This is a genomic window from Arthrobacter sp. MYb213 (assembly GCF_002979915.1).
In the GTDB taxonomy this organism is placed as follows: domain Bacteria; phylum Actinomycetota; class Actinomycetes; order Actinomycetales; family Micrococcaceae; genus Glutamicibacter.
Map to the genome: position 1 here is coordinate 643,546 of NZ_PCQA01000002.1, position 12,264 is coordinate 655,809.

Consider the following 12,264-nt stretch of genomic DNA (forward strand, 5'->3'; position numbering starts at 1 on the left):
AGGGGAAACTAGCTAAATGACTACTCCGCCAACGGCCAACCACCCGCATTCTGTCACCTTGCGTTTCCTCGCAGCCCCCACAGATGTCGGTATCACCGGGACCGTGGCTGCCGGAACCGTGCTGGAATGGGTCGATAAGGCGGCCTACGCCGCCGCGGTGGGCTGGTCCGCAAATTACTGTGTGACCGCCTATGTCGGTAACATCCACTTCGCTGACCCGATTCACTCCGGAGATCTGGTGGAGGTGACCGCCTCGGTGGTGTACACCGGGCGCAGCTCCATGCACATTCGTACCGAGGTCTCCTTCTCGGATCCACGCGAGCTCAAACCCGTCACCTCCTCCACCTGCTTGGTGATCTTCGTGGCGGTTGACGAGCATGGAAAACCCACACCGGTACCTTCCTTTACCCCGGGTACCGCACGTGAACTTGAATTGCGTGAGCATGCCCTAGCGCGTATTGAAATTCGTGAGCGCATCGTCGCCTCGATGAACAACCAGTCCTACACCGATGCGGGCACCGCCGAACGAGTAGTACTGCGCTTTATGGCAGCCCCCACGGATGTGAACTGGGGCGGCAAGGTGCACGGCGGCATCGTGATGAAATGGATCGATGAGGCAGCGGATTTGTGTGCCAGCCGCTACAGCGGATTAGACGCCGTCGCGGTCTTCTCCGGCGGGGTGCGCTTTTACCGTCCGCTACACATTGGTGATCTGGTCGAGGTTGAAGCCCGGCTGGTCTACACGGGCACCAAGGGGATGCACATCGCGGTGCATGTGCGCTCCGGGGATCCAAAAACAAATCAGTTGGAGTTGACCACCTACTGTCTGACGGTGATGGTGGCCCGCGATGAATCCGGCACCGCCGTACCGGTGAAGGCTTGGGAACCGGTCAGTGAGGAAGACTCCCGGCTCTGGCACCACGCCCGTGAACTACTTGAAATCCGTGCCAACGCCCCGGGCGGGTATACCCCCACCCATCTGAGCCAGGAACACCCCACCGCGAAGGTTTCCCGATGAATACCCACGCCTTTGTCAAGATCTGCGGACTAGCTACCGCCGAGGATGTCACCGTGGCAGTAGCCGGTGGCGCCGACGCACTCGGTTTTGTGTTGACCAGTTCCGCCCGGGAGATTACCCCCGCACATGCTGCCACCCTGACCGCATTAGTTCCCCAGGGTGTCGCCACAGTAGCGGTATTTCGTAGCGAAGACACCGCTACCGCAATCACTCGGGCTCGCGAAGCCGGCGTTGGCTGGATCCAGTTGCACGGAACACGTACCCCCGCGGAGGTGGCCGGGGTGCTCGAGGCAGGATTCAAGGTCATCCGTGCGGTCCGCATGGACGCACCAACAGAGCAATTTGAGCACTGGGGTGAAGACTTTTTGCTGATTGACGCCGCGGTGCCCGGCAGCGGCGAAAGCTGGGACTATGCCAAGGTACGCACCCTTGCCGCCGGCCGTAATTGGTTAGTGGCCGGCGGGCTCAGCACAGCAAACGTTGCGGCGGCGCTCGCCGAGTCCGGTGCCAGTGGCGCGGATGTTTCCTCCGGAGTGGAGTCCTCTCGCGGAGTGAAAGATCCGGCACTGATCACCGCGTTTTTGAAGGCCGCACACCAGCAGCCTTAAGCCCTAACGGATGAGGGCGAACGGTGCTGGCTTGCGAGCTCCAGGCAAAGAGCTTGCTTCACGCCATGCGGTGATCCATTCGGGGACTAACCGGTCTTCGGGCATGGTGGTTCCAATAGCGGCGAGGATTTCCTCATTCGAAACCGGACCCTTTTTGCCGGTCATCCGAGTGGCGATGTACCCGCGAGCATAAATCTCGCCATTGACTACGATGTGCTGTTCAAAGTAGATGCAACGCTCGTCCATGCCCAACACTCGGGTCTCTTGGGTGAATTTCGCGCCCAGTTTCACCGATTTTCTAAAGGTCATGGTTTCGGCTTGCACCACCGGGATCCACTTATTTTTTCGAAGGACGTCCCAAGCGCCGGAGCGGAACATCAGATCGAAGCGGCCCAGATCAAAGATCGAGAAGTACATTCCGTTATTAATATGACCGGCAAAGTCGATATCCGTAAGGGTGGCACGCATCGGCACCGACCCGGAATCAAACATGGAGATCTTGGAAGCCTTCTTGCTTCGGACTAGCATCAGCAGGATGCGAAAAATCATGTGCATGCCATCACATTACCGTCCGGTAACTTGTTTGACCATGTTCTATGACGCCTACCGCGACGAACGATGTAATCCGCAAGACTCATTCGTTGGACACCGTAGGGCAGGTAAAGTCCAGTGCGGACGATAATTCTCGCCAGCTAAAACCGAAAGAGGAAGAGACCATGCTCCGCCTCTCGCAGCTCCTGCACCGTCGTGTCCCCTCGTTGCCGCCGCCCGATTGGGAACGCGAGATGCCCACCCCGGTGGCGCTTCGCCGCGATATCTTCTCGGCATTGGGCTTCTTCGTTCTTGCCTTGCTGATGCAGGAATTGGTGCTTTCGATGACCGAGGCCGGTAAAAGTGCGGATCGCCCGCTGGCCTTCGCACTACTCGCGGCACTGATTTTGCCGCTGATGTTCCGCAGACGCTGGCCGATCACCATGATGCTCATCGGTTCGGCCGCATTTTTGATTGGCGGCTCCACCGCCACCGCCACGGTGGCCATGCAATTCTGCGCCCAACTAGGCTACTTCCTAGGCCTCTACACCGCGGTCGCCTGGGCGCGCAACCGCCGCGGGCTATGGACCGCAATGGGCTTGGTACTGCTGAACATGGCGGTGTGGCTGATCATTTCTTTCTTCGCCAGCGACCTTTACGAGGCCACTGGCACGCTGATGGTCGAAAACCCGATGGGATCCATTCCCGAAAATGTGGCTATCCCGCTCTACACCTTCGTGATCAATGTGCTCTACTTTGGCGGCGCCATCTTCCTGGGGTTGACCAGCTGGTCAAACTCTTATTCCAAGTCGGTAGTGCTCAGCCAGGCGGCCCGCATCGCCGCACAGGCAGAAGAACTCGCGGCCCGTGCGGTCAACGAGGAACGCTTGCGTATCGCCCGTGAACTGCACGACGTCATCGCCCACCACATCGCTTCCGTCGGAGTGCAAGCTTCCGCTGCACGGTTGGTGCAACCGCGCGATCCAGACAAAGCCATAGATTTGATGCGCGGCATCGAATCTTCCGCGCGTAGTGCGGTGGCCGAAACCCGTTCGTTGCTCGGCGTGCTGCGCGAGCAGTCGGCCGGCAATCCCGATACCAATATGGTGTCCGGCCGTGACCCGGAACCTTCCATTGCCCAAATTTCCCAGCTTCTCCAGGACAACGCCGCGCAAGGATTACAGGTGAGCCTCTCGCGCGATGAACACCGCGATGACTTCTTTGACTCGCTTGCCCCCGGACTCTCATTGGCCTTGTACCGAATTAGCGGCGAGGCCCTAGCCAATGTGCGCCGCCATTCCACTGCACGAACCGCCATCCTCGCATTGCGCTCTGGAATCGACGAGCAAGGTACCTGGGTAGAAATTGAAGTCACCGACCAGGGCTCCCCACGGCCAGACACCGCGGGCAGCGGTTTTGGTTTACGCGGCATCCGCGAACGTGCTGCACTACATCATGGTCTCGTAGAAATCGGTCCGCGCGTCCCACGTGGTTGGCGCACTCGCGCGCGACTACGTCTGCCAGAGACCACCGATAGGATTGAATCATGAGCAAAATTTCGGTGGTGATCTGTGATGATCAACCGTTGATCCGTTCTTCACTGAAGCTCATCCTGGAAACAGATCCGGGCCTTGAAGTCATCGGCACTGCCAGTAACGGGGCCGAGGCGGTAGCGCTGATCACCGAACTCACCCCAGATGTGGCGCTGATGGATATTCAAATGCCCCAGCTGGACGGTATCGGAGCCACCACCCAGCTTTCTGGGACTACACGCACCAAAATCATTGTGCTGACCACCTTTGACCGCGAAGATTACCTTTTTGATGCACTTGATGCCGGCGCCAGCGGATTCCTGCTGAAAAATGCCGAACCCGAACTACTGATCACCGCAGTCCACCAAATCCACGCCGGTTATGGGTTGCTCTCCCCCGAGGTCACGCTTAAACTCATCAAACGCCAGACCGGTACGAGCCTCCCCACCGGTACCGAACAGTCGCGCCTCACGCCCTTGCGCGCGCTGACCACCCGCGAACTGCAGGTGCTCACCGAACTGGCCACAGGTAAAAATAACCAAGAAATCTCCGAGGTGCTATCACTGTCCGAAGCGACGGTGAAAACCCACCTGTCCAATCTTTTAGCCAAACTGCACCTGCGCGACCGAGTGCAAGCGGCACTTTACGCCCACCGTGCCGGGCTCATCCAATAGTTTCATCCCACCGGCTCACGTAGACGAACAACGACCTGCCTAAGCTGGAAGTAAAGTGACCACACGCCAGAAAGACGGCCCCGCCCATGCTCGAACTCCACCAGATTAGCCGCTCCTTTTCTGGCACCAAGGTGTTAGATGAGGTCAGCTTCGCGGTGCCGCGCGGCGCTCTGACCGGATTTGTTGGCGCCAATGGGGCCGGGAAAACCACCACCATGCGCATCATCATGGGACTCCTCACGGCGAATTCCGGTCATGTGTCTTTAGACGGTAAAACACTATCGGCGCCCACCCGGCCAAGCTTTGGCTACATGCCCGAAGAACGCGGGCTTTACCCCAAACAACCAATCATCGACCAGCTGATTTATCTGGGTCAATTGCACTCCTTATCTCGGGCTACCGCCCGCGAGCGCGCCATGGAACTGCTCTCCCGCTTCGGATTGGAACACCGCGCCAAGTCAAAACTTGAGTCGCTCTCGCTGGGAAACCAGCAACGTGTCCAGGTGGCCGCCGCGCTACTGCACGAACCCGACGTACTAGTGCTCGATGAACCTTTCAGTGGTTTAGACCCCTTGGCTGTGGACGCAATGAGCTCAATTCTGGCCGATTACGCGGCCCGCGGTGTCCCGGTGCTTTTCTCTTCACATCAACTAGATCTGTTGGACACCTTGGTTGATCATTTGGTGATTATCCAAGATGGCAAAATCCGCGCCAACGCCTCGGCCGAAGAACTACGAGCAGCCCACACCTCCCGTTACCAACTTTCTTTAGGCGCAGATGCCGGCTGGCTGCGTACCGAACCCGGAGTTGAAGTGATCGACTTGTCAGGCTCCAACGCGCTGGTCAGCTTCGCCACCGTTGCCGATTCCCAACGCGTACTCACCCACGCGCTGTCCCGCGGCAACGTCACCGAATTTGCCGTGCACCGTCCTGCACTGGCAGATATCTACCGGGAGATCATCGCATGAGCACCCAAATCACTCACCCCTGGCTGATCGTCACCCTGCGCGAGGTGGAAACCAAACTTCGCGACAAGGCCTTCATCATTTCCACCCTGATCACGCTGTTGCTGATCATCGGTTCGATCGCCGTAACCGGTTTTCTCGCCACACGCACCACGCAGTTTTCGGTGGCCGCCACCGACCAGGCCAGTTTCAGCGTGCTCAATCAAGCAGCGTCAGATGCCGAAGAACAGTTGAAAATCAGCGTTGAACAGTTGCCCGCCGATGACGCCGCCGCGCAATTGGATGCGGGTCAGCTTGATGCCACGATGAGCCAGAATTCAGCAAATAAATTCACGCTCACCGGATCCGATGAAGTGCCGGCAAAACTCCACGGGGCGCTACGTGACGCCACCGAAAAGGTGTTGACCGCGCAATTGCTCACTTCGGCCGGGCTGAACGTAGATCAGCTGCCGGACGATAACGCGCTAGAGATCAGCCAAATGCACGGGGATGCCGAACGTTCCTCAATGATCCAGGCCATGGCGTTTCTCTTTTCCTTCTTGTTCTACATGTCCGCAATTATCTTCGGCATGCCCATTGCCAACTCGGTGATCGAAGAAAAACAAAACCGAGTAGTGGAGATCCTTGCCTCGGCGATCAATCTTCGTCAACTACTCGCCGGCAAAATTTTGGGCAACGTGATTCTCGCACTCGCCCAACTGTTGCTCTTCCTGGCCGTCGGCCTGCTCGCCGCCTATCTCTCACCAGTCCAGATCCCCTTCCTTGGAGTCGTCTCGCAAGTAGCTGGCTGGTTTGTGGTCTTCTTCCTCGGCGGATTCCTGGTGCTCGCTGGCATCTGGGCGACACTCGGCGCACTAGCCAGCCGCACCGAAGACCTCCAACAATCTTCTGGGCCGGTAGTCGGGGTGCTGATGGCGGTGCTCTTTATTGGGATGTACGCCAAGGGCGGCTTCCTAGTGATCGCCTCCTATGTGCCAATAGTTTCCTCCGTGGCGATGCCAATCCGTCTGCTCGGCGGAGAAGTCTCGCTTGTCGAACCAATCATCTCGCTCGCCATCACGCTGGCTACCTGCTGGTTCACCATTTTGTTCGCCGAACGTATCTACCGCCGAGCGGTGATGCACACCGGTGGGGCATTAACCTTGCGCAAGGCGCTGAAGCTGGAACTCTAAGCTGCCAATATAGCTAGTACACAGCCACGCTGACTACACTTGATTCGGTGACCGAGAACAAACCAAGCATGCAGCTTTCAGCCCTGTCCATCTTCATCTGGTTCGCGGTGCTCCTAGGATTAGCCGGCAACACGGCGCTAGCCATGACCCATTTGGTCTTAGGTTCGAACGCCCTGGTAGTCGTCAGCCTCTGGGTGCTGCGCTGCCTGGTACTGGCCGCTTTTTGGCTATTGCCGATCACTCGTGCGGCAAAAATATTTGGCATGGGGATCATCATGCTTAGCTTGCTGCTCGATGTGCTGCTCAAACTTCCGGTGCTCGGCACCATTGAATACGGCGACTGGTTCTTCGTCTCTGCGCTGGATCTCACCGGAGCCTATACCGGCTATTTCCACGCTCTTGGCCTAATCCTTCCGTTACTCACACTCACCGGTTGGTTCATTCTGCGTTCACGTCGCTTGGCCGGCTGGATTACCGGTTTGGTGACCGGGCTGGGTCTGGGCTTTCTCGCACTGAACACCGCTCAAGCATCAGACGGTTCGCTGACTACTTTTATGCTCGCCACTATGGCGCGCTATATTCTGCCCGCATGGTTTGCGGTCGCCGCCGATGCGATAGCAGCCCGCTACTCCGGTCCAAAGAAATTGCTTTCAAAGTCCTGATCGCGGATCCACGCATCTCTCCTTGTGCAACGCGGACGGGCTTATAACTGAGCCGACGAGAACGGTAAAAGCCATCCGGCCAATGCTCCGCGGTTGCGGCGTAATTCGTGACTGGCCCCCGCTCAATTGTATTTACACCGGCGCTGATATCTCCGTCGAGGGAAGTATCGTCTTGCTCGGCCCTAACTGCACAAGAGTGGACGAATAAATCAGTGTCTCCCGGTCCCATCCTCGGTGTTGTTTTCGAACAAGCCGGGGACGAAAACGCTGCGCTGAGGCTTACCGCATTTCGGCTCGGTCAGTCTCTGCAGAGGGTGCAATCCTTGTACGTAGCGGGCACGCTGGGACAACAAACCAGCACAGGACCAATGCCACGGCGATTACGGAGGCCACGAGACCGAGGATGAGATTAGCTGGGGAGGGAAGTTCCTGAACGAGCACAAAGACACCCATCACGAGCACGAAGTAGCCAAAGCCCTGACGCAGTGCGGCTTCGGGGATTCGCCCACTGAGACGGGCGCCCAGGAAAGAACCGAAGATCGCGGCGATAGTTACGGCTCCGACCAACACCCAATCCAGAGATACTGTGGTGAGGTAGCCACCAAGTCCCGCGAAAGACTTCATGGCAATAACTACCAGCGAAGTGCCAACCGCAACCGGCATCGACAAGCCGCCGAGCAACGCAAGCGCCGGGACCACAAGGAAGCCGCCACCGGCACCAACCAACCCGGTAACCAGACCCACAACCAGCCCCTCGAAGATGACCTTGAGTACCGGGAGTTCTCCTTCGTGGGTGACGGTATGGTTCTTACGACCACGGATCATCGCCAGTGAGGTAGCGACCATCATCAGAGCGAACGCGATCATGAGAATGGTTCCGGGGATATGCCCGCCCAATAGACCACCGCCAAAGGCCCCGGCCATGCCCGCTGCTCCGAAAAGAAGTCCGGTACGCCACTTCACACGTTTCTTGCGGGCATGGGTCACAGCGCTGACCGCTGAGGTAGCACCCACCACGAAGAGCGAGGCGGCGATGGCCTCTTTGGGGTTCATGCCTGCGACATAAGTGAGGATCGGGACGGTGAGGATGGATCCGCCTCCTCCGAGCAGCCCGAGCGAAAGCCCGATCAGCACTGAAAGTAGCACGGTGAGTGCGAGGGTGAGGGTCATGGGGAGAATTCCTTGCCGGTAGGGGTCAGCGTCAGCCGATGTGGGTGGAGCGGGTAATCGTCACGGCTTTTGGTTAGTTGATGGGCAGTCCGGCCTGCTGCCAGGCGACCATGCCGCCGCCCATGGTGTCGGCGCTGAATCCGGCAGCCGTCAGTGCGTCGGCGGCGCGGGCGCTTCGGTTGCCGCTGCGGCAGACCACGATGACTGGGCGCGCCCGGTCGATCTCGTTCAGTCGGCTGCTCAGCTCTCCCATGGGGATGTGGATCGCATTTGGGATCATGCCGTCGGTGACTTCGAAGTCTTCGCGGACATCGAGGATCTGGTCCTTGGCACGTCGTTGGTCGGTGTCGGTGATGGTTATTTCGGGCATGGTCTGCTCCTGATAGGACGGTGCGGGTGTGGGTGGTTTTCGGGCCCGGAGGGGGGTTGGGTCCGGGCCCGAAAGTCGGCTGGAAGAGCTGGTCGGGCCTGCCGTAGCGGGGTGTTAGGACCTTCCCACCGGTAGCTGCGCGATCACCGATTCACGGGTCGGGTCATTGCCGGTCTTGTTCCATGGCATCATGGACAAGGCCTTACCCATGGCGCAGGTGTTGGTGGCAGCTGAGAAGGTCAAGCCAGCGCCGATCACGCCAGCGACGGTACGCAGCTGCGGGGAAAGAAATTTGCCCCCAGCCAGTCCCGCAACGACTAATGAACCGGCCACCATGCGCACCTGGCGTTCCAGGGCCCAGCGCTTTGATCCTTCGATAGTTTCCCCGCCTGCCTGATGGTAAGCGGGGACTCCGCCGTCAAGGACGTGGGCTTCGCTGAATCCAGCTGACGCGAGTTTGGTCTTGGCCTCCGTGGCCCGGACTCCGGACTGGCAGACCAGCACTACCTTGGTGTCGAGTTTCGAAGCAAGTTCCTCGGTATGTTCAGCGAGCAACGGCAAGGGAACGTTGTAGGACCCCTTGATGTGTAGGGTTTCGAATTCGGCGGCTGAGCGCACATCAAGTACGACGATCTGGGCACCGGACGCAATCCAGTCTTTGAGTTCTTCAGGACTGGTGTTCTGAGGGTTGGTATTCATGGGTGTGCGTCTTTCTGCCGGATTTTTGCGCCCGGCCGGTCCCGCTTCCGAATCTGGGGAGGCGGGACCACGAACAATAGTTGGAATTAGTAAGGTGTCGGAGATTTGGAGGCGCAGAACCTAGACGTTCTGCGTTTGCTTCCAGTCAGCCCAGCCTGCATAGCTGCCCTCTAGTTCAACGACGTCGAACCCTGCCCGGCGCAGAGCCGAAGCCGCCACCGAGTTACGGACTCCCGACTGGCAGTAACTCACGATCACCCCGTCCTTCGGTAGCTTTTCGGTGTGCCACAACACGCGCCCTGCATTGAGTTGCTCGGAGCCCGGGATGTGCCCGGCGGTGTGTTCGGATTTATTGCGCACATCCAGAACCAGGGCAGCATCGAACCCGGCCAGACCGGCGGGTGCCAAAGTCTTAGGAATGTAGACCGGCAGACCGTCAAAGGACGTGATGTATCCAGCGACATTATCGATGCCCACGCGGATGAGGTGGTCCCACATCTCGGTGGCGGTTTCGCTGCTCGGTGCCAACAGCACCAGCGGGCGGTGGTCGGTTTCCGGGTCCACGGCCCAACCGCCGTAGCTTGCCGCCTTATTGCCCGCCGGAATATTCAAGGCGCCGGTCACGGTGCCGGCCTGCACCTGACTGTGGTGCCGGGTATCGACGACACCGAATTTGTCGGCGGCCAGGGCCACAGCGACGTCGTTTGTTGCCAGCTCGGTCAATGGTGTGCGTTCGCCCAGGATCGCTGGTCCCTGGCGGTTTTGGCGCTTCATGCGGCCGAAGTAGGCGTGGGCGTCTGGCTGGCCGTCGAGCAGTGCCTCGACGAATCCGGCTTCGTCGTCGGCGGCCAAGTAGGGGCCCCACCAGGCGAAGTTGCGTTCGTAACCGACGGTGGAAGAGGGGATTGACCCTAGCGCCTTACCGCAGGCACTGCCGGCTCCGTGGCCCGGGTAGACCTGAATGTAGTCCGGCAAGGTCAGAAACTTCTCCTTGAGGGAAACGAACAGGTCGTGGGCTCCAGCAAAACGGGTGTCGATGCCACCGGCGGCCTCGTCGAGCAGGTCCGGGCGGCCCAAGTCTCCGGAGAACACGAAGTCCCCGGAGAGTAGAAAGCCCGGCTTGTCGCTGAAGGCGCCATCGGTGACCAAGAAGGACAGATGCTCGGGGGTGTGCCCCGGGGTATGCAGGGCCTTGATGCTGATATTTCCCAGCGTAATGGCGTCCTGATCGAAGAGGCGTTCGCCTTCGAATTCGTACTGCCAGTCTTCTCCGCCTTCGCCCGAAACGTAAATGGTTGCATCGGTGGCGGCGGCTAGTTCCCGAGTGCCTGAGAGATAGTCGGCGTGGATGTGAGTCTCGGTAACGGCCACGATTTTCATACCGTTTTTCGCCGCAAGGTCTTGGTATACCTGAATGTCGCGGCGGGCGTCGACCACTACGGCTTCTCCCTTGGCTTGGCAGCCAATGAAGTAGCTGGCCTGGGCGAGGTCCTCGTCATAAATGCGTTCGAGAAGCATGCTCTATCCTTTGTTTGCGTGAACGTCCCCAAATACCCCTAGGGGTATGAGGTTTAGATACGACAATAATACCCCTAGGGGTATGTGTCAAATCTTTTTTCAGTCACTCTTTGAGCGGCAGGGGCCGCAGGAGACCGCGCTCGGACTGCCATCAGTAGTGCTTATCTACGCCTCGCTCGAAGCGGGCAAGGTTATCGACGGTGCTCAGAAAGGCCGCTCGCACGCGTGCGCTGGACATACCCCGCAGGGTATTACGATTCATTACCTTCGCGGCGCCCATAAACCCCTAGGGGTATACAATGATTGGAACTAACAGCCAGAAAGGACCCACCATGAAACTTGAAGTGGACACCATGAAACCCGCCATCAACAGACTCAAACGAGCTCAAGGCCAGTTGAACGCGGTGATTCGCATGCTGGAGGAAGGCAGTGACTGCCGCGCGGTTGTTACCCAACTTTCCGCTGCGTCCAAGGCCATTGACCGCGCAGGGTTTTCAATCATTGCCACCGGGCTAGAAGAATGCCTGAAGAGCGAGGACCCCACGGCCGACCGCGCCGATATGGAAAAGCTCTTCCTCTCTTTGGCTTAATCCACGGCCAGCTCGCGGTCGCGCCCACGTTGGCTCGCACCTACGCAGCATCTCGTAAATGAGTCACTCTCAACGAAGGGCATCGAATGAGCCACCATCTTCTACTACACCTCGCCGGCCCTGAGGAATCCTCGTTCCCAGACCTCGCAACAGCCGCACGAATTGCACGCAATGCCCGTGCCGAACTACCGGTTTACACTATCGAGATCGTCGTCCAGGGACCGAAGGTGAAAAGCCTATTAAATGATGGCGATTCTGCCCCAATAGTGACTTCCCTATTAGAAGCAGGATTCATCATTAGCGCTTGCGCCAACAGCCTTCGATCAACTGGCATCGAGCGCAAACAACTCATTGAGGGCGTACTCATTGTCAGCGCCGCGGTAGCCCACCTAGCCAAGAAGCAAATCGAAGGCGCCGCATATATACGCCTATAACCGATTCGGAAAAGGCCAGACGAACCAGACGACGGACGCACCTTGCAGACGGAAAATGGGAGCGAGAAAGAGCCCTCGACGTCTTTTCATGCGCATCATATGGTTCCCAGCACGCAACGCGGTCGTCATCGACCGCACGCTGGCCAATCTCGAAACCCACATGACCACTCGGATCTAAGCCGTCACTTTAGGTCGATACTGGTGGCTTCCAGACATGGAGTGGACCGTCTGATTGTCCGCCAGTACCCAAGGTAAGTGGGGCGTTCTTTAGCGGCGAGGGCACGCCGGGCCTCGGCTAAATCGGCGCTGGCCTGTAAGTCT

14 protein-coding genes are annotated in these 12,264 nt (G+C 58.6%); 9 read left to right on the forward strand and 5 right to left on the reverse strand.

What is annotated here, in order from left to right:
* Positions 1-16 precede the first annotated feature (16 nt).
* Together CQ011_RS07365 and CQ011_RS07370 are read left to right on the forward strand one after the other, a co-directional pair.
* Positions 17-1,018: an acyl-CoA thioesterase gene (locus CQ011_RS07365; protein WP_105676023.1), complete on the forward strand. Its 1,002-nt coding sequence runs from the start codon at positions 17-19 to the stop codon at positions 1,016-1,018.
* Positions 1,015-1,626: a phosphoribosylanthranilate isomerase gene (locus CQ011_RS07370; RefSeq protein ID WP_105676025.1), complete on the forward strand. Its 612-nt coding sequence runs from the start codon at positions 1,015-1,017 to the stop codon at positions 1,624-1,626. The genes CQ011_RS07365 and CQ011_RS07370 overlap by 4 nt, the downstream gene beginning before the upstream one ends.
* 3 nt (positions 1,627-1,629) lie before the next feature.
* On the opposite strand, the gene CQ011_RS07375 is transcribed toward CQ011_RS07370, so the two are convergent.
* Complete coding sequence (locus CQ011_RS07375; protein WP_181148024.1) at positions 1,630-2,181, reverse strand: acyl-CoA thioesterase; 552 nt, start codon at positions 2,179-2,181, stop codon at positions 1,630-1,632.
* Between the two features lie 161 nt (positions 2,182-2,342).
* Between CQ011_RS07375 and CQ011_RS07380 the strand changes: the two genes are divergently transcribed.
* The 5 genes from CQ011_RS07380 to CQ011_RS07400 all read left to right on the forward strand — a co-directional run bounded on the left by CQ011_RS07380 (position 2,343) and on the right by CQ011_RS07400 (position 7,162).
* The gene (locus CQ011_RS07380) at positions 2,343-3,707 is read left to right on the forward strand and encodes a sensor histidine kinase (RefSeq protein WP_181148025.1); all 1,365 of its coding nucleotides are present in this window, start codon (positions 2,343-2,345) and stop codon (positions 3,705-3,707) included.
* Positions 3,704-4,363 carry a response regulator gene (locus CQ011_RS07385; protein WP_105676031.1) on the forward strand — a complete coding sequence of 220 codons (660 nt, stop codon included), beginning with the start codon at positions 3,704-3,706 and terminating at the stop codon, positions 4,361-4,363. The genes CQ011_RS07380 and CQ011_RS07385 overlap by 4 nt, the downstream gene beginning before the upstream one ends.
* Positions 4,364-4,449: 86 nt before the next feature.
* Positions 4,450-5,331 (forward strand): ABC transporter ATP-binding protein, encoded by an 882-nt coding sequence (locus CQ011_RS07390; RefSeq protein ID WP_105676033.1) that lies wholly within the window; start codon positions 4,450-4,452, stop codon positions 5,329-5,331.
* A complete protein-coding gene (locus tag CQ011_RS07395) occupies positions 5,328-6,500 on the forward strand; it encodes an ABC transporter permease (RefSeq protein WP_105676035.1) in 1,173 nt (390 codons plus the stop codon). The genes CQ011_RS07390 and CQ011_RS07395 overlap by 4 nt, the downstream gene beginning before the upstream one ends.
* 47 nt (positions 6,501-6,547) lie before the next feature.
* A complete protein-coding gene (locus CQ011_RS07400) occupies positions 6,548-7,162 on the forward strand; it encodes a hypothetical protein (RefSeq protein ID WP_146112578.1) in 615 nt (204 codons plus the stop codon).
* 279 nt (positions 7,163-7,441) lie between these two features.
* Here the strand turns inward: CQ011_RS07400 and CQ011_RS07405 are convergent, their stop codons facing one another.
* The 4 genes from CQ011_RS07405 to CQ011_RS07420 form a co-directional block, all read right to left on the reverse strand.
* Positions 7,442-8,332 (reverse strand): sulfite exporter TauE/SafE family protein, encoded by an 891-nt coding sequence (locus CQ011_RS07405; protein ID WP_105676039.1) that lies wholly within the window; start codon positions 8,330-8,332, stop codon positions 7,442-7,444.
* Positions 8,333-8,405: 73 nt separating this feature from the next.
* On the reverse strand, positions 8,406-8,702 hold the full coding sequence (locus CQ011_RS07410) for a rhodanese-like domain-containing protein (protein WP_105676041.1): 297 nt from the start codon (positions 8,700-8,702) through the stop codon (positions 8,406-8,408).
* A 114-nt stretch (positions 8,703-8,816) separates the two neighbouring features.
* On the reverse strand, positions 8,817-9,401 hold the full coding sequence (locus CQ011_RS07415) for a rhodanese-like domain-containing protein (RefSeq protein WP_105676043.1): 585 nt from the start codon (positions 9,399-9,401) through the stop codon (positions 8,817-8,819).
* A 120-nt stretch (positions 9,402-9,521) separates the two neighbouring features.
* A complete protein-coding gene (locus CQ011_RS07420; protein WP_105676045.1) occupies positions 9,522-10,919 on the reverse strand; it encodes an MBL fold metallo-hydrolase in 1,398 nt (465 codons plus the stop codon).
* 332 nt (positions 10,920-11,251) lie between these two features.
* Between CQ011_RS07420 and CQ011_RS07430 the strand changes: the two genes are divergently transcribed.
* Positions 11,252-11,509, forward strand: a complete 258-nt coding sequence (locus CQ011_RS07430; protein ID WP_105676049.1) for a metal-sensitive transcriptional regulator — start codon at positions 11,252-11,254, stop codon at positions 11,507-11,509.
* Positions 11,510-11,595: 86 nt separating this feature from the next.
* Positions 11,596-11,943, forward strand: a complete 348-nt coding sequence (locus tag CQ011_RS07435; protein ID WP_105676051.1) for a DsrE family protein — start codon at positions 11,596-11,598, stop codon at positions 11,941-11,943.
* Positions 11,944-12,264 lie beyond the last annotated feature (321 nt).